This window comes from Brevundimonas sp., from assembly GCF_051860745.1.
GTDB lineage: Bacteria > Pseudomonadota > Alphaproteobacteria > Caulobacterales > Caulobacteraceae > Brevundimonas.
The window spans coordinates 130,675-147,293 of sequence record NZ_JBHYDN010000004.1 but is presented as its reverse complement, the minus strand read 5'-3'; the positions used below and the strand labels follow the sequence as shown (position 1 = coordinate 147,293).

General features: G+C 70.1%; 15 protein-coding genes. 14 read left to right on the top strand and 1 reads right to left on the bottom strand.

The window, feature by feature from the left end; genetic code table 11:
• Positions 1-19: 19 nt before the first annotated feature.
• On the bottom strand, positions 20-499 hold the full coding sequence (locus ACTIEW_RS06750) for a hypothetical protein (RefSeq protein WP_439477140.1): 480 nt from the start codon (positions 497-499) through the stop codon (positions 20-22).
• Between the two features lie 255 nt (positions 500-754).
• On the opposite strand from ACTIEW_RS06750, the gene ACTIEW_RS06745 reads away from it, so the two are divergent.
• The 14 genes from ACTIEW_RS06745 to ACTIEW_RS06680 all read left to right on the top strand — a co-directional run bounded on the left by ACTIEW_RS06745 (position 755) and on the right by ACTIEW_RS06680 (position 16,614).
• A complete protein-coding gene (locus tag ACTIEW_RS06745) occupies positions 755-1,051 on the top strand; it encodes a hypothetical protein (protein WP_439477139.1) in 297 nt (98 codons plus the stop codon).
• Positions 1,052-1,732 carry a response regulator transcription factor gene (locus tag ACTIEW_RS06740; RefSeq protein WP_439477138.1) on the top strand — a complete coding sequence of 227 codons (681 nt, stop codon included), beginning with the start codon at positions 1,052-1,054 and terminating at the stop codon, positions 1,730-1,732.
• Positions 1,729-3,177: an ATP-binding protein gene (locus ACTIEW_RS06735; RefSeq protein ID WP_439477137.1), complete on the top strand. Its 1,449-nt coding sequence runs from the start codon at positions 1,729-1,731 to the stop codon at positions 3,175-3,177. Before ACTIEW_RS06740 ends, ACTIEW_RS06735 begins: the two co-directional genes overlap by 4 nt.
• A gap of 82 nt (positions 3,178-3,259) precedes the next feature.
• Positions 3,260-4,621 carry a hypothetical protein gene (locus ACTIEW_RS06730; protein WP_439477136.1) on the top strand — a complete coding sequence of 454 codons (1,362 nt, stop codon included), beginning with the start codon at positions 3,260-3,262 and terminating at the stop codon, positions 4,619-4,621.
• 18 nt (positions 4,622-4,639) lie between these two features.
• Positions 4,640-5,449: a c-type cytochrome biogenesis protein CcmI gene (gene ccmI, locus ACTIEW_RS06725; protein WP_439477135.1), complete on the top strand. Its 810-nt coding sequence runs from the start codon at positions 4,640-4,642 to the stop codon at positions 5,447-5,449.
• Positions 5,446-5,931: a cytochrome c maturation protein CcmE gene (ccmE, locus tag ACTIEW_RS06720; protein WP_439477134.1), complete on the top strand. Its 486-nt coding sequence runs from the start codon at positions 5,446-5,448 to the stop codon at positions 5,929-5,931. The genes ccmI and ccmE overlap by 4 nt, the downstream gene beginning before the upstream one ends.
• The gene (locus ACTIEW_RS06715; protein WP_439477133.1) at positions 5,928-7,913 is read left to right on the top strand and encodes a heme lyase CcmF/NrfE family subunit; all 1,986 of its coding nucleotides are present in this window, start codon (positions 5,928-5,930) and stop codon (positions 7,911-7,913) included. Before ccmE ends, ACTIEW_RS06715 begins: the two co-directional genes overlap by 4 nt.
• A gap of 167 nt (positions 7,914-8,080) precedes the next feature.
• The gene (locus tag ACTIEW_RS06710; protein WP_439477132.1) at positions 8,081-8,572 is read left to right on the top strand and encodes a cytochrome c-type biogenesis protein; all 492 of its coding nucleotides are present in this window, start codon (positions 8,081-8,083) and stop codon (positions 8,570-8,572) included.
• Positions 8,573-8,682: 110 nt separating this feature from the next.
• Entirely contained in the window at positions 8,683-10,227 is a 1,545-nt protein-coding gene (locus tag ACTIEW_RS06705; RefSeq protein WP_439477131.1) for a S1C family serine protease, read from the top strand.
• Between the two features lie 87 nt (positions 10,228-10,314).
• On the top strand, positions 10,315-10,986 hold the full coding sequence (locus ACTIEW_RS06700; protein ID WP_439477130.1) for a response regulator transcription factor: 672 nt from the start codon (positions 10,315-10,317) through the stop codon (positions 10,984-10,986).
• A gap of 9 nt (positions 10,987-10,995) precedes the next feature.
• Positions 10,996-12,402, top strand: a complete 1,407-nt coding sequence (locus ACTIEW_RS06695) for an ATP-binding protein (RefSeq protein ID WP_439477129.1) — start codon at positions 10,996-10,998, stop codon at positions 12,400-12,402.
• A complete protein-coding gene (locus ACTIEW_RS06690; RefSeq protein ID WP_439477128.1) occupies positions 12,399-15,287 on the top strand; it encodes a bifunctional [glutamine synthetase] adenylyltransferase/[glutamine synthetase]-adenylyl-L-tyrosine phosphorylase in 2,889 nt (962 codons plus the stop codon). Before ACTIEW_RS06695 ends, ACTIEW_RS06690 begins: the two co-directional genes overlap by 4 nt.
• A gap of 67 nt (positions 15,288-15,354) precedes the next feature.
• Entirely contained in the window at positions 15,355-15,984 is a 630-nt protein-coding gene (locus tag ACTIEW_RS06685) for an EF-hand domain-containing protein (protein WP_439477127.1), read from the top strand.
• A 66-nt stretch (positions 15,985-16,050) separates the two neighbouring features.
• On the top strand, positions 16,051-16,614 hold the full coding sequence (locus ACTIEW_RS06680) for an RNA polymerase sigma factor (RefSeq protein ID WP_439477126.1): 564 nt from the start codon (positions 16,051-16,053) through the stop codon (positions 16,612-16,614).
• Positions 16,615-16,619: the final 5 nt, after the last annotated feature.

Below are 16,619 nucleotides of genomic sequence, written 5' to 3'. Positions count from 1 at the left end.
CGGGGAGGAAAGTCAGGCCTTAGTGGGGGGAACCGCCGTGGTCCCGACGATGTTCGCGCGTCATGGCCGTCAGGCGGTCATAGCGGTTCTGCAGATCCTGCCGTTCACGCCAGGACAGGCCGCCCTGCTGGTAGCGGTACTCAAGGCGGATCAGCCCATTGACCTCCGTCTGAACATAGCGAGCCTCGCGGCGGCTCAGCCAGCCGTTGCGCAAGCCCCGGTCGATGAGCCGCTGCAGCTGAGCCCTGCGCTGCGCGATAGGTTGCCAGTTGCGATCGTCGCGCCCGTAGCGGTCATCACGGTCATAGCGATCACCGCGGTTGTCCCGGTCACTGCGGTAGTCTCGATCACCGCGGTAATCCCGATCACCCCGATGATCCTGTTCATAGCGGCCGCCGCGACCATCGCGGTCTTGATGACCATAGGACTGGGCCATGGCGGGGACCGCGACGGAAGCCGCGGCCAGGGCGAGGGCGGGGATGAAAAACTTCTTCATCATCTGACTTCTCCTTGAGCGTTCCACGCGGACCGGGCGGCCGGCGTTGACGGGAGAAGACCATTCTCCGGCTGAGCGCCATCTGAACGGGGCGTGTCAGCTTTCATTCATGGGCATGAACAGGTCGCCGCGCCGTTTACGCCGGTCCTGAGGGGCGAATCCTCACCAGGCGCGTGAGAGGGGGCGGCACCAAAGGTGAAATATGTCTACACTCGTCGTTCAGCCGTCGTTCAGAGCCCGGGGCCTAGAACGCTCTTCATGATCCGCCCGTCCGCCATCCTGCTTGCAGCCCTGATCGCCGCCGCGCCCCTGTCGCAGGCGGTTGCGCAGGACCGTGTCCCGCGCGGCGATCGTCCCGAGCGCCAGCAGCAGGAAGACCGCCCCCGCATCAGCGTGGGCGAGGCGGTGCAGCGCGCCTCCTCCGGCCGGCAGGGTCGTTTTCTGGGCGCCAGCAACCGCGGCGACACCGTTGTGGTTCGCTGGGAGTATCCCGGCGGCCGCGTCGCCGACATCATGGTGGACGCCCGCACGGGTCGGGTCGTGGGAGAGCGCTGAATGCGAATCTTGCTTGTCGAGGACGACGTTGACCTGTCGCGCCAGCTGAAACTGGCCCTCGGCGACGCCGGCTATGCCGTTGATCACGCCGCGGACGGCGAGGAAGCCCATTTCCTCGGCGACACCGAGCCCTATGACGTGGTGGTGCTGGACCTCGGCCTGCCCAAGATCGACGGCGTCTCGGTGCTGGAACGCTGGCGCCGCGACGGCAAGACCACGCCGGTGCTGATCCTGACGGCGCGCGGCGCCTGGTCGGACAAGGTGTCGGGCTTTGACGCCGGGGCTGACGACTATCTGACCAAACCCTTCCACACTGAAGAGCTGCTGGCCCGCCTGCGGGCCCTGCTGCGCCGCTCGGCCGGCATCGCCTCGGCGACCCTGGCGTGCGGCGGCCTGCGCCTCGACCCCCGCGCCGCCCGCGCGACGGTCAACGGCGAGCCCCTGCGGCTGACATCGCTGGAGTACCGGCTGCTGCACTATCTGATGATGCACCAGGGTCGGGTGATCAGCCGCACGGAACTGGTCGAGCACCTCTACGATCAGGACTTCGACCGCGATTCCAACACCATCGAGGTGTTCGTCGGTCGCCTGCGCAAGAAGATCGGTCCTGACCGGATCGAGACCGTGCGTGGTCTGGGCTACCGTCTGACGCCGCTCGCCGGGGAGTCCGACGGGACGTGACCGAAGGGGCGGGGGGCGAACCGGCTCCGGCCGACGACAGGTCCTGGGGCCGCTGGTTCGGGCGGCCGGGCCGCAGTCTGACCCGCCGGCTGATCTGGCTGGCGTCCGGCTGGATCGTGCTGGCCCTCGTGCTCACCGGCTGGGCCCTGACCAGCCAGTATCAGGAATCGGCGCTCAGACGGCTGGGCAATATGCTGGGCGACACCATCGACGAGGTGGTGATCGCGACCAACGCCGGGCCCGACGGCGTCGTCGTGGCCGAGATCAGGGACGCCCAGACGGACCGGGCCCTGTCCGGAAAATACTGGGCCGTGGCCGAGCTGGATGGTGCGGGAGGCATGCGTTTCATCGCCGGCTCGCCCTCACTCGCCGGGGAACAGTTGGCCGTCCCTCGCGGTCTGCCGGCCCGGCTGAGAGCCGCCACGGGCACGACGATCAGCTTCAACGATCCCGGTTTCCTGCGTCCGCCGCTGCGTCAACCGCTGCGCGTCGCCGCCAGCCTGAAGTCGCTGCCGGGGCGCAGCGAGCCGCTGGTGTTCATGGCCGCGATCGACCGGACCAATATCGAGAACGACACCCGCCAGTTCGCAACCTTCACCTGGACCTCCCTGCTGATCCTCGGCCTGGGACTGGTCATCGCCGTCTTCCTCCAGGTCCAGATCGGCCTGCGCCCGCTGTTCAGCCTCAGGAACGAGATCGCCGACGTGCGCAAGGGCAAGACCGCCCGCATCGGCCGCACCTATCCGATGGAGATTCAGCCGCTGGCCGAACAGGTCAACCGCCTGCTGGACCACAATCAGGAGACGGTCGAGCGCCAGCGCACGCACGTCGGCAATCTGGCCCATGCGCTGAAGACGCCGCTGTCGGTCATGCTGTCCGAGGCTGGATCGCAGACGGGCGACCTGCCCGACATGGTTCGCAAACAGATCGAGGTCATGAAGGCCCAGGTCGATCACCATCTGCGCCGGGCGCGCGCCGCCGCCCGGGCCCAGCTGCTGGGCGAGCGCACCCCGATCGCCGAGGTGCTGGACGAGTTGTCGGTCATGCTTGAGCGGGTGTTCGAGGAGAAGTCCGTCGAGATCGACTGGCGTGCGCCTGATGAACTCGGATTCCGGGGCGAGCGTCAGGACCTGCAGGAAATCCTCGGCAATCTGATGGAAAACGCCTGCAAATGGGCGAAGCGTCGCGTCCGCATCACCGCCGGTCCGACGGGCCTGGGGCAGATGGTGGTGGTGGTCGAGGACGATGGCCCGGGCCTGCCCGCAGATCAGCGCGAAGCGGCCCTTGAGCGCGGCGCCCGCATGGACGAGACCACGCCGGGCTCCGGCCTCGGCCTTTCGATCGTGGTCGAGCTGACGCGCGCCTACGGCGGCAAGATCACCCTCGCCGACAGTGATCTCGGCGGCCTGAAAGTGTTGCTGGAATTGCCTGCGGCCGAGGCCTGATTTCATCCGTCTGGATAGCGGTTGTTAACCCTGCCTGCCCATAGTCACGCTGGCCGGGTTGGGTCCGGTTCGGGGTTTTCGTATGGCAGGGCTTTCTGTCGCCCATCGCGTCGCGCTCACCGCCCTGCTGGCGCGGTGTCCTGAAGTTGCGCTCAGGGCCGTGTCCGCCGCTGTGGCGCCCATGGGCGGCGGCCGTGCGGCCGAACTGCGGATGCTCATCGGGGAAGAAACCCGCGACCGGCTGCGCCGCGCCAAGGTTCTGGCGCCGCTGGTTCCCATGTTCCGCGCCCGCGCCGACGGCGTCGTCGCCATGACCTTTCCGTCTCACGTCATGGCGCGCCTGTGGCGCGCCGCCAGCGAGCGTGAGCCTGACCTTTTGCTGCATCTGGACCGGGATGATCCCTCGACCTTGGCGGTGGCTGATCGCTTCTGCCAGGCCGCGGCCCTGGTGGTGCGGGACCAGCCCGATCTGGTTTGGCCGCCCGATGGTGACGAAGCGGCGCGTCAGACAGGCCTCGCCGATCTGGCCGCCTGTCTTGATCTGGCCCATCTGGCGCGACGCGGCCTGCCTTCGCTGGAGATATGGCTGAAACGGCCGGACGGCGACCAGATCGCCGAACTGCGGCTGTTGCTCAAGGACTGCGCCGGTGTGCACGTCGATGGCGCCCAGCGGGTGCTCGAAATGCTGTTCGCCCATCTGGACGACGCCGTCCTGATCCTGCGCATTGTCATCCAGACGTCGCTGGCGGCCGGACGCGAGGGCTTCCTCAGCGAGTCGGAACTGGCCGGCTTCGTCGATCGGTTGATCGCCGGCGTCGATGTCCGCGCCCGCAAGATCGAGGTGTTCAAGCCCGGCGCCGATCTGGACCATGTCGAGACGGTCATCGCTGATCTCAACTGGTGCGCCGGCGTGCTCGGCGAACTGGACGTAACCCTGACTCTCAATCCACAAAGCGTATGGGGCAAGTCGGTGCGGGACGCGCGCGTCGCCATCGCCCGGCGCCTGTCCGGCCTGCTGCGAGCGGCGGACAAGGCGGTGGATGAGGCCCTCCCGCTGGAGCGGGTGCAGATCGCCGGCCGTATGACCCGCAAGGCGCCCCGGTTGTCGGCGCCGGTGGACGGACCCAAGGTCGACGCCGCCCTCAGCCTGTTGAAACTGGTCGGATCAGCGCGCGGCCCGGCCTCGACCTATGGCTGCGAGGCCGACCGCAAGACCCTGGTCGACGCCCTGACCGACCGGCTGTTGGACCATGCCGACCAGACGCTGCGGATGATCAACGACGGTGAGGTCGAGGACGAAGCCCACGCGCTCGGCCTGGTCGAACTGGTCGCGGTCTGCCTCGATCACATCGACGCCGTCGAGCCCGCCCGCACGGTGCGGCGTCGGGCCGCGGTCGCCGGCGCCCCTGCAAAGGGGTCCGAGGCCTCGTCGCGGGCCGCCTGATCGGCTACATCGCCGGTGATGACGGCATTCTGGATCATGGCGGCGCTGCTGACGGCCCTCGCAGGCCTGTGCGCGCTGTCGGGCGCGCGCCGGGGCGCTGACGCCGACGAGACCGTTTCCGCCGCCGCTGAATTGGCCGAGCTGGATCGGCTGAAGGCGCGCGGACTGCTCGACGAGGCCGGCTGGACGGCGGCCCGCGCCGAGGCCGGCCGCCGCATCCTTGTCTCCGATCGGGAAACCGCTCCGGTCCGGGCCGGGACGAAGGACCGGTTCTGGGTGTTGGCCGGGCTGGGAACGACGGCCGCCGCGGCGCTGGGCCTCTATGCCGTGGTCGGCGCTCCCGGCCTGCCGGATCAGGCGTATGAGCGCCGGGTGGACCAGTGGACGACCGAGCTGGAGACGCTGGAGGCGCCGCAACTCGCCGCCGTGGCCGCGCGCGTGGTCCGGGATCGGCCGAACAATCATCAGGCCTTGACCATGCTGGGCGCCGCGCGGTTCGAGGCCGGCGATCCGATCGGCGCGGCCTCGGCCTTCCGTCGGGCCGTGGCGCTGCAACCTGACGACGCCCAAAGCTGGTCGCGGCTGGGCGAAAGCCTGACGCGAGCCAATGGCGGCGTGGTCGGCGGCGACGCCGAGGCGGCCTTCGCCCAGTCCCTGCGCCGCGATCCGGGCCAACTGGGCGCGCGCTATTTCCTCGGTGAGGCGGCGCTGGCCCGCAACGAGGCGGCCATGGTCCGGGCCATGTGGGGGCCGTTGATCGCCGCCCTCGATCCGGCTGATCCGCGCCGGGCGGACTTGCAACGGCGAATGCCGGGGGAAACAGAATGAACTGGCTGCCCAAATCGCCCAAGGCGCGTCGCCGTCTGTGGGTTGTCGCCGCGGTCGCTCCGGTGCTGGCGCTGGCGGTCGGCCTGTCGCTGTACGCCATGCGCGACAACGTCACCTTCTTCTTCTCGCCGTCCGAGGCGACGGCCGAGACCGCGCCCACAGGCCGGGTCATTCGTCTGGGCGGGCTGGTCGAGGCCGGCAGCGTGGAGCGCGGCGCCGACGGCGAGGTCGCCTTCGCGATCACTGACAATGCCGCCACCACCCGCATCATCTATCAGGGCGACCTGCCCGACCTGTTCCGCGAGGGTCAGGGCATCGTTGCCCAGGGCGCCTTCCAGCCTGATCGCAGCTTCCGCGCCACCCAGGTGCTGGCCAAGCACGACGAGAACTATATGCCGCGCGAGGTCGCCGACCGGCTCAAGGCCAAGGGCGAGTGGCGGCCCGAGGGCGGAGCGCCCGCCGCCGGAGCCGCAACCCGGTGATTGTCGAACTGGGCGCCTTCGCCCTGATCCTGGCCCTGGCGCTGGCGGCGCTGCAGACTGGCATGGCCGTCGCCGGCCGCCTGCGCCGCAGTCCCGTGCTGGCCGGCGCTGCAGAAGGCGCGGCCCTCGCCTGCGCGGTCGCCGTGGCCCTGGCCTTCGCCGCGCTGATCTGGGCCTTCGCGGTCTCGGATTTCTCGGTCGCCAATGTCGCGGCCAACAGCCACACCGACAAGCCGATGCTCTACAAGGTCGCCGCCGCATGGGGCAGCCACGAGGGCTCGCTGGTGCTGTGGTGTCTGGTCCTGACCGGGTTCGGCGCGGTCCTGACGCGCGCCCGCGGCCTGCCGTTCGGGCTCAAGGCCTCGGCGGTGGCCACCCAGGGACTGCTCGGCGTCCTGTTCCTCGCCTTCGCCGTCTTCACCTCCAATCCGTTCGAACGGCTGGACCCGGCTCCGTTTCAGGGCGGCTCGCTGAACCCGCTGCTGCAGGATCCGGCGCTCGCCTTCCATCCACCGCTGCTCTACGCGGGCTATGTCGGATTTTCGGTCTGTTTCTCGCTGGCGGTGGCGGCCCTGATCGAGGGTCGGGCCAACTCCAGCTTCTGGCCGGCATGGGGCCGCTGGGTCCGACCGTGGGCGCTGGCCAGCTGGGCCTTCCTGACCGTCGGCATCACGCTCGGCGCCTTCTGGGCCTATTATGAGCTCGGCTGGGGCGGCTGGTGGTTCTGGGACCCGGTCGAGAACGCCAGCTTCATGCCTTGGCTGGCCGGCGCCGCCCTGTTGCACTCCGCCGTGGTCACCGAGCGGCGCGGCGCGCTGGCGGGCTGGACCACCTTCCTCGCGTTGGCGGCCTTCACCTTCTCCATGTTGGGGGCCTTCCTCGTCCGGTCGGGCGTGCTGACGAGCGTCCACGCCTTCGCCGTCGATCCCGAGCGTGGCCTGATGCTGCTCGCCATTCTCGGCGCGACATCAGGCGCGGCCTTCGCCCTGTTCGCATGGCGCGCGCCCCGGCTGAGGGGCGGGGGGATGTTCGCCCCGGTCAGCCGCGAGGGCGCGTTGGTGCTGAACAACCTGTTCCTGACCGCGGCCTGCGCCACCGTCCTGCTCGGCACCCTCTATCCGCTGATCCTCGAGGCGGCGAACGGCGCGACCATCTCGGTTGGACCGCCGTATTTCGCCCTGACCTTCGTCCCTCTGATGGCCGCCGCCTTCCTGATCCTGCCCGCCGGGCCGCTTCTGGCGTGGAAGCGCGGCGACCTGAAGGGCGTGGGCCAGCGGCTGGCCGTGGCCGCCGGTCTGGCCATCCTGATTGCGTTGCTGGGCTGGATGGTTTTCGAGCCGAAGAAGGCCCTGTCCGCCGCCGGGATCGGGCTCGGCGCCTGGCTGATCCTCGGAACCCTGGCCGAGGTCGCCGAGCGGGTTCGCCTGTTCCGCGTTCACCCGGCCGAAAGCCTGCGCCGCGCGCGCGGCCTGCCGCTCGGCGCCTGGGGCACGACCCTGGCCCACGCCGGACTGGGGGTCTTCGTCCTGGGGGCGGTGGTCGAGACCGGTTACCGCGTCGAGGCCGCCCGTCCGCTGGCCCCCGGCCAGACCATTGAGGCCGGCAAATGGGCCGTACGGCTGGATTCCGTGCGTGTGGTCGAAGGGCCGAACTATCTGGCCGAACAGGGCCGGCTGACCGTGACCCTGCGCGACGGCGGCGCCCCGAGGACGGTCACCGCCGAGCGCCGCTTCTTCCCGACCGGCGGCCAGACCACGACCGAGGTCGGGCTCGATTTCCGCGGGCTGGACGACGTCTATGTGGTGCTGGGCGAGCGCGGACGGACCCCCGCCGACGAACTGGCATGGAATGTCCGCGTCTGGTGGAATCCCTGGGCGCGGCTGATCTTCCTCGGCCCGGCGATCATGGCCCTGGGCGGCCTGCTGTCGCTGCTGGATCGCCGCCTGCGGCTGGGCGTGAACCGGCGGAAGGCGGAGTCATGATTTCCCTCACGTTCCGCTCATCCCGGCGAAAGCCGGGACCCAGTCCTTTGGGTGAAAGCGGGAGCGGGCCTGACGCTCCAAACCCGATCCGGAACCACCGGCGTCTCGCTGGACAGAACTGGGTCCCGGCTTTCGCCGGGATGAGCGGATTATTTGGATGGCCGCTCTTGCTGACTGCGGTCGTGCTTTTCCTGATCGCAACACCAGTTGCAGCGCAGGAACCCGCCCCGGCGCCGGACCGGCCCCTGCCTGACGCCGCCCAGGAAGCCCGCGCCCAGGCCCTGTTCGACGACATCCGCTGCGTCGTCTGCCAGCACGAGGCCATCGCCGACAGCCCCGCCGGGATCGCCGCCGACATGCGTGGTCTGGTGCGCGAACAGATCGCCGCCGGACGATCCGACAAGCAGGTCCGGGACGATCTGGTCCGCCGCTATGGCGACTTCGTCCTGTTCACTCCGCCGCTGCGAGGAGGGACCTGGCTGCTGTGGTTCGGGCCGCTCGCGGCGTTGGGGGCCGCAGGCGCCGGTCTGTGGTTCGCGTCGCGCCGCCGCCCGACCGGGACCGAGCCTTTGTCAGCGGCTGAAGAGGCCGATCTGGCGCGGATACTCGCCGATCAGGCGGTTCGCCCCGATCCTGACGCAAAGCCATCTGACCACTAGGCGATGCGGACCCTTCATCGCGCCGCGGCGTTGGTGAAACGGGCCGCAGGTCTATATTATAAGGCCGAACGGGCGTTCGACGCCCGACGAGAGGATCGCAAGACACGCCTATGATGAAGCGCAAGGAATTCATGCTGGGGGCCATCGCGGGCCTGACCTTCGCCGCTGCGGCGACCGCCGGCGGCGTCATCGACTGGCCCTCGGCCCAGGCGGGTCCGGTGGCGGGCTTCACAGGCCGCCTCTCGCCCGACGCCGGCGGCTCCGGCCTCGCCTTCGCCCCGCCGCAAGGCGCGCCCCTCAGCTTCGCCGACATCTTCGAACAGGTCGCCCCGGCGGTGGTCCAGATCGATGTGAAGACGCGGGTGCGTCAGCCGAGCATGATCCAGGTCCCCGGCCTGCCCTTCGCCATTCCCAATCCCAACGGGCAGGAAGAGGGCGAGGGAGCCCCCGGCGCGGTCGCCATGGGCGCCGGCTCCGGCTTCTTCATCGCCGCCAACGGCTTCATCGTCACCAACAATCATGTCATCGCCGACGCTAGCGAGATCATAGTCAGGCTGGCGGATGGCCGCGAGCTGGAAGCGCGCCTCGTCGGCCGTGACGAGAGCACCGATCTGGCCGTCATCAAGGTCGAGGGGACGGACTTCCCCTTCGTCAATTTCGAGGAATCGGCCCAGCCCCGCGTGGGCGACTGGGTCATCGCCGTGGGTAACCCGTTCGGCCTGGGCGGCACCGCCACGGCGGGTATCGTCTCGGCGCAGGGACGCAGCATCCCGGACCCGACCGCCAGCTATGTCGACTTCCTCCAGATCGACGCGGCGATCAATCGCGGCAACTCGGGCGGCCCGACCTTCGACATCTATGGTCGGGTCATCGGCGTGAACTCGGCCATCTATTCGCCGACCGGCGGCTCGGTCGGCATCGGCTTCGCCATCCCGGCGTCTGTGGCCAAGCCGATCACCGATCAGCTGATGCGCGGCGAGTCGGTGGAACGCGGCTACGTCGGCGTCACGATCGGTCCGGTCAGCGCCGACATCGCGGCGGCGCTGGGAATGTCAGCTGCCGCGGGCGCCCTGGTCGTTGACTACACCCCGGATGCCCCGGCGCAACGCGCCGGTCTCCGGTTTGGCGACGTAGTGACGAAGATCGACGGCCGCCCGGTCGCGAGCAGCACCGAATTGACCCGCGCCATCGCTTCCGTGCGCCCCGGCGGCCGCACCCGGCTCACGATTGTCAGGGACGGTCGCGAGTCGGTCGTCACCCTGTCGCCTGTCCTGCGTCCCTCGCAGGCCGATCTGACAGCCAACCAGGGCGGAGCTTTCGCGGAGCGAACGGCGTTGCGAGGTCTGCGCAGCCTTGGCGAGTCCATCCTCGGCCTTTCGCTCGCCGACTCGACCGAGGCATTCCGCAAGACGGCCGGGATCGCGGATCGTTTCGTCGGTCCGGTGGTCGTCGCTGTGGCCCCTTCGGAAGCGTCCGACGCCGGGGTCGAGCCCGGAATGCTCATCCTGGCCGTGAACAGCACGCCGGTCGCTTCGGTTTCGGAGGTCCGGGCCGCGGTGCAGGCCGCGCGCCGCGCGGGTCGCGAGAAAATCCTGCTGTTGGTGGGCACCTCGAACGGTTCATCGCCGCTGGTGGTTGACCTCGTGTCGGAATGATCCGCCGATCCTGAATAAGCCTTAACTGCCCCCATCGCCGCCGATGCGCTACCATCGGCGGCGATTCACGTTCGAGGGGCTGATTCCATGCGCATTCTGGTGGTCGAGGACGACGCCGAGGCCGCGACCGCCATGGTCCGGGGACTGACCGAGGCCGGGCACGAGCCGACCCACGCCGTCGACGGCGCCTTCGGCCTGCTGGAGGCGCAGAAGGGCTGCTATGACGTCTATGTCGTCGACCGGATGATGCCGCGTCTGGACGGCATCGGCATGGTCGAGACCCTGCGCCGCGACGGCGACCAGACCCCCGTGCTGTTCCTGTCCGCCCTCGGCGAGGTCGAGGACCGCGTTACGGGGCTCAAGGCCGGGGCCGACGACTATCTGGTCAAACCCTACGCCTTCTCCGAGTTGATCGCCCGGGTCGAGGCCCTGTCGCGCCGCCGCGAAACCGGCAGCGTCGCCACCATGCTCAAGGTCGGCGACCTCGAGATGAACCTGATCGCCCGCACCGTGCACCGCACCGGCAGGGAGATCGACCTGCAGCCGCGGGAGTTCCAGCTGCTCGAATTCCTGATGCGCCACGCCGGCCAGTCGGTGACCCGCACCATGCTGCTGGAGAAGGTCTGGGAATATCATTTCGACCCCCAGACCAACGTGATCGACGTCCACATCAGCCGCCTGCGCGCCAAGATCGACAAGGGCTTCGACCACGCCATGCTGCAGACCGTGCGCGGGGCGGGCTACCGGCTGGAGCCATAAGCGACGTCGATGCGTCTGCCCTCGCTCCTCCGCCGCACGCCCTTCCGCCTGACGCTGCTGTTCCTCGCCCTGTTCGCGGCGGCGGCCAGCGCCATCCTGGCCTGGGTCTATTTCGCCTCGGCCTCGGAGGCCCGGACCAAGGCCGAGCGGGACGTGCGGGGCGAGATGCAGGTGCTGACCGGCATCTATGAAGCGCGGGGCTTGGATGCCCTGAACCGGGCCGTCATCGATCGCACCTCGCGGGACGGCGCCTTCCTCTACCGGCTGGAGCCGGCCGATGGCGGCTGGTCCGCCGGCAATCTGACCATCCTCCCGCTCGAGACCCTGGAGGAAGACCAGCAGTGGACCACCTTCCCCTTCACCGAAACCGACGCGGAGGGCCGGGTGCGACGACCCCAGGTGCGGGGGGTCCAGACCCGGCTGGCGGGCGGGGGCATGCTCTTCGTCGGCCAGTCGCTCAGCGACACCGAGGCCTATCTGGCGCGCCTGACCCAGGCCCTGTGGACCGCCATGGGCATCGTGCTCCTGCTCGGCCTGGCCGGCGGGGTGCTGGTCAGTCGCAACCTCGAACGCGCCATGGGGCGGCTGACCAAGGTGGTTACGGCGGTGCAGGAGGGCGACCTCAAGGCGCGCGCCGTGGTCAGGAACTCCGGCGACGAACTGGACGAGCTGGGGGCCGGGCTCAACACCATGCTCGATCGGCTGGAAGGATCGATGGCCTCCATCCGCCACGCCGGCGACGCCATCGCCCATGACCTGCGCTCGCCCCTGACCCGGATGCGCGCCAAGCTGGAGGTGGCGCTGATGGACGCCGAGGCCGGCAAGATCGACGGCGTCGATGCGGTGCAGCTGGCCCTCGACGAGGCCGACAGTCTGCTGAAGACCTTCAACACCGTCCTGGCCATCGCCCGGCTGCAGGCCGCGGCGGGTCGCACCCCGGATCCGAAGGTGTTCGACGCCGCCGATCTCGCCGCCGACATGGCCGAGCTCTATGAGCCCGCTTCCGAGGACAAGGGACTGGAGTTCTCCGCCGAGATCGAGCGCGGGCTGATGATCGAAGGCAACCAGCCCTTCCTGGCCCAGGCCCTGGCCAACATCATCGACAACGCCATCAAATACACCCCCAGCGGCGGCGCCGTGATGCTGCGTGCGCGTCGGCGCTCGTCGGGCGAGATCGAGTACTCCGTCACCGACACCGGCCCCGGCGTGCCCGAGGCGGACCGCGAGCGGGTCATCGAACGCTTCGTCCGTCTCGACAATAGCCGCACTGAAGCCGGCTCGGGCCTCGGCCTCGCGCTGGTAGGAGCCGTGATGGAGGCCCACGGCGGGCGCATCCTGCTGGATGAAGGCCCCGGCGAATACGGCGGCTTCGGCCCCGGCCTGCGGGTGGCGCTGGTTCTGCCGGCGGCGGAATGACCGGCCCGCTCGGCGCCCGGCTCGCCCCCTGTGGCCCGGTCGTCGATGTCGCGGCCGCCGACCGCGTCCATGAGCGCCTGTCAGGGGCGGCGAGCGAAGGCGGATGGACAGAAGGGTTTGAGGCCGCCTGGCCGGCGCTTGCCCCCGTCTTCGCCGCCTCGCCCTATCTGGCCGGTTTGGCGCGCCGCTGGCCCGAGCGGCTTCGGCTGACGCTGGAGGCGGCGCCAGGGGACCGGCTGGCCGCCATCCTGTCCGCGACCACCGCCCTGGGCGGGGGCGCCGACGACGTCCGCGCGCCCCTTCGCTGTCTCAAGGCTGAACTGCACCTGCTGACGGCGCTCGCCGATCTCGGCGGCGTCTGGGATCTGGATGCTGTCACCGACGCGCTCAGCCGCTTCGCCGACGCCTCGACCCAGTCCGCCCTGCAGGCTGTGGCCCACGACCAGCGCGAGCGGGGCAAGCTGATCTCCGCGGCCGACGACCCACGCGGCCCCATCCCCGGTCTGTTCGGCCTGGCCATGGGCAAACACGGCGCCTTTGAGCTCAACTATTCCTCCGACATAGACATCAGCCTGTTCTGGGAGCCCGAGGCGCTGGAGAGCGCCCTCGCCGAGGGCGTCGAGCCGCAGAAATTCTGCGACCGCGCCGCCCATGCCCTGGCGTCGCTGATGCAGGAGCGGACCGGCGACGGCTATGTCTTCCGCTTCGACCTGCGGTTGCGGCCTGACCCGTCCTCCACCCCGCCCGTGGTCGCCGCCCCCATGGCGCTCGCCTATTACGAAAGCGTCGGCCAGAACTGGGAACGCGCCGCCTTCATCAAGGCCCGGCCGGTGATCGGCGACCTCGCCGCCGGTGCCGACTTCGTCAAGGCGCTGAGGCCTTTCATCTGGCGACGCAGCCTCGACTATCCGGCCATCCTCGACATCCAGTCGATCAAGCGCCAGATCCACGTCCACAAGACCGGCGAGGCCATGGACGCCGCCGGGGCCAATCTTAAACTGGGCCGGGGCGGCATCCGCGAGATCGAATTCTTCGTCCAGACCCAGCAGTTGATCCTCGGAGGCCGCGACCCCGGCCTGCGCAGTCCCCGCACGGTCGACGCCCTCGCCGCCCTGCGCGACGCCGGCCATGTGACGCCGGAAACCTGCGCCGGACTGACCGCCGCCTATGTGGAATTGCGCGGGCTGGAGCACCGGGTGCAAATGCTCGACGACGAACAGACCCATATCCTGCCGACCGACCCCGCGCGGCGCGCGGCGGTGGCGGCGCTGGCGGGGGAAGACGATCGCGCCGCCTTCGATCACGGGGTCGAGGCCCTGCTGGTCGGGGTCAACCGCACCTATGGCGAACTGTTCGAGGGAGAGGAGGCCCTGTCTTCGCCCTATGGCTCGCTGGTCTTCACCGGCGTCGAGAACGATCCCGAGACCTTGGCGACGCTGGAGCGGATGGGCTTCACCGAACCGGCGGGCGTGGCCGATACGATCCGCAGCTGGCACCACGGCCGCATCCCGGCCACCCGCTCGGCCCGGGGGCGCGAGCTGTTCACCCGCCTGGCCCCCCGCCTGCTGACGGCGCTGGCCGACACTGGCGCGGCCGACGCCGCCTTCCGCCGCTTCGCCGTCTTTTTCGCCGGTCTGAACAGCGGTGTGCAGGTCCAGGCCCTGTTCCTGGCCCAACCGAAACTGTTCGAGCTGGTAGTTGGCGTCACGGCCTTCGCCCCCCGGCTGGCGCGCACCCTGGGCCGCTATCCGGCGGCGCTGGACAGTATGCTGGACGCCCGTTTCGGGCGCGCGATCGACGAGGATTCCGGCCTGGTCGCCCAGATGCAGGCGGACGCGGCCGCCGCGCCCGACTTCGAGACCGCCCTTGATATCGCCCGCCGGGTGCACCGCGAACAGATGTTCCGCATCGGCATCCAGACCCTGACGGGCCACGCGGGTCCGGAGGCCGCAGGCCGGGCCTACACAGCCCTGGCCGACGCCGTCATAGCCGCACTGGCCCCCGCCGCCATGGTCGAGGCCGTTCGTCAGGGCGGTGTCCTGCCCGGCGGCGCCGTCGCCGTGGTCGCGCTCGGCAAGGCCGGGTCGCGCGAAATGACCGCCGGCTCCGACCTTGATCTGATGACCCTCTATGAGGCCCCGCCCGAGGCCGTGTCCGACGGCAAGGGCTGGGCTCCCGGCGTCTTCTACTCGCGCTTCACCCAGCGGCTGATCGCCGCCCTGTCGGCGCATACGGCCGAGGGCGGGCTGTACGAGGTCGACATGCGGCTCCGGCCCGGCGCGGCCAAGGGGCCGGTCTCGCTGCGATTGTCTGCGGTTGAGGACTATTACGCGACCGAGGCCGACACCTGGGAGTTCATGGCCCTGACCCGCGCGCGGGTGGTCTGGACCGATGATCCGGCGTTCGGCGCCCGGGCCGCCAAAGCGCTGGAGGCCATCCTGCGTCGGCCCCGGCCGGGCGTGGACGTCGCCGCCGACGCCCGCCGGATGCGCGATCTGATGGCGCGCGAGCGGCCGGGGCAGGGGGCATGGGACCTCAAGCTCGCCCCCGGCGGTCAGGTCGACGCCGAGTTCGTCGCCCAGGTGCATCAGTTGAAAGCGGCTTCCACGGGCGGCCCGCTGACCGTCTCGACGCTGGAGGCGCTCGCGGCCGAACCGGCCCTGGCCGAGGCTTGGCGGCTGCAGCAGGCGCTGGGACAGGTTTTCAGCGCGGCCTTCGACGACAAGCCGGACCCGGAACAGGAACCCGAGGGCTTCCGCCGCCGTCTCGCCGAGGCCGCGGGTCTAACTGATTTCGAGGTCCTGAAAGACCGGTTGGCCGAGGCCCGGACGGCCGCCCGCGCCGCCTTCGAATCGATCCTGCCGCCGCTGCGCGACGGAGACTGACGGCAACGCCGTTTCACTCTCCAGACAGGGACTGAGGCCGCGTTCGGCGGCCATGGAGATCATCAAGATGCACAAGACCCTTCTCATCGGCGGCCTCGCCGCCCTCATGCTGGCCTCGGCCGGCGTCGCCGTCGCCCAACAGGCTCCGGCCCGGCCCATGCGCGCCGACGCCGATGGCGACAGCCGCCTCAGCCAGGCCGAGTTCGTCGGACAGCGCGTGCAGCGCCTGACCGCCATCGACGCCGACCGCGATGGTTCGGTCACGGCCGAAGAGCGCCGCGCCGCGATGCAGGCCCGCATGGCCGGCCGCGCCGACGCCCGTTTCGACCGGCTGGACGCTGATGACGACGGAGCCGTCAGCCGCGCCGAGTTCGACGCCGCCCGCGAGACCGGACGCGAAGCCCGCGCCGACCACCGCGGTCCCCGTGCAATGCGCGCCCATCGCGGCCCCGCTCGCGGCCAGCGCGGCATGGCCCGGGCGGAAGCCCGCGGTCCCGTCGTGATCGCCGACGCCCAGGCCCGGGCGGAACAGGCCTTCACCCGTCTTGACGCCGACAACGACGGCTTCGTCACCGCCGCCGAGGGCCGCGCCGGTCGTCAGGCCATGCGCGAGCATCGCCGCGAGCGCATGACCGAACGCCGCGCCGCGCGTCAGGCGCAACGGCAGGCGTCGCCTCAGGCGCCCGCTTCGGAGTAAGGACCATGTCAGGGACGGCGGTCATGAACCGGGCGACCCTTTCGGTAGCAACGGAAGAGGGCCGGATTGGCGCTGATCGCCGACCCCGACGAAGAGCTGGTGCGTCGCGTGGGTCAGGGCGACCCGGCGGCGATCCAGGCCATGGTGGCGCGCAAGCTGCCGCGTATGCTGGCGCTCGCGCAACGGATGCTCGGCGATGCCGCCGAGGCCGAGGACGTGGCCCAGGACGCCATGTTGCGGGCGTGGAAACAGGCGCCGCAGTGGAAGCCGGGTCAGGCCAAGTTCGACACCTGGCTGCATCGGGTCGGGCTGAACCTCTGCTACGACCGGCTACGGCGCCGACGCGAGACGGTTACGGCGACGCCGCCGGACCGACCCGACACCGGCCCCGCGCCGGATCGGGGACTGCTGGCGGCGGACGTGGGGGCGCGGGTCGACGCGGCCCTGACCCGACTGCCGGACCGTCAGCGCGAGGCCATCGTCCTGTGTCACTATCAGGAGTTGACCAATATCGAGGCCGCGGCCCTGATGGAGGTCAGCGTCGATGCGCTGGAGAGCCTGTTGTCGCGTGGACGACGGGCGTTGAGACAGGCCCTGGCCGATATCCGGCCGGGTGCTGAGGGAGCATGAGTGTG

What these genes read in the sequence shown, in the direction of transcription:
- ACTIEW_RS06750 (WP_439477140.1), bottom strand. Translation starts at nt 499, where the DNA reads ATGATGAAGAAGTTTTTCATCCCCGCCCTCGCCCTGGCCGCGGCTTCC.
- ACTIEW_RS06745 (WP_439477139.1), top strand. Translation starts at nt 755, where the DNA reads ATGATCCGCCCGTCCGCCATCCTGCTTGCAGCCCTGATCGCCGCCGCG.
- ACTIEW_RS06740 (WP_439477138.1), top strand. Translation starts at nt 1,052, where the DNA reads ATGCGAATCTTGCTTGTCGAGGACGACGTTGACCTGTCGCGCCAGCTG.
- ACTIEW_RS06730 (WP_439477136.1), top strand. Translation starts at nt 3,260, where the DNA reads ATGGCAGGGCTTTCTGTCGCCCATCGCGTCGCGCTCACCGCCCTGCTG.
- ccmI (WP_439477135.1), top strand. Translation starts at nt 4,640, where the DNA reads ATGACGGCATTCTGGATCATGGCGGCGCTGCTGACGGCCCTCGCAGGC.
- ccmE (WP_439477134.1), top strand. Translation starts at nt 5,446, where the DNA reads ATGAACTGGCTGCCCAAATCGCCCAAGGCGCGTCGCCGTCTGTGGGTT.
- ACTIEW_RS06705 (WP_439477131.1), top strand. Translation starts at nt 8,683, where the DNA reads ATGATGAAGCGCAAGGAATTCATGCTGGGGGCCATCGCGGGCCTGACC.
- ACTIEW_RS06700 (WP_439477130.1), top strand. Translation starts at nt 10,315, where the DNA reads ATGCGCATTCTGGTGGTCGAGGACGACGCCGAGGCCGCGACCGCCATG.
- ACTIEW_RS06695 (WP_439477129.1), top strand. Translation starts at nt 10,996, where the DNA reads ATGCGTCTGCCCTCGCTCCTCCGCCGCACGCCCTTCCGCCTGACGCTG.
- ACTIEW_RS06690 (WP_439477128.1), top strand. Translation starts at nt 12,399, where the DNA reads ATGACCGGCCCGCTCGGCGCCCGGCTCGCCCCCTGTGGCCCGGTCGTC.
- ACTIEW_RS06685 (WP_439477127.1), top strand. Translation starts at nt 15,355, where the DNA reads ATGCACAAGACCCTTCTCATCGGCGGCCTCGCCGCCCTCATGCTGGCC.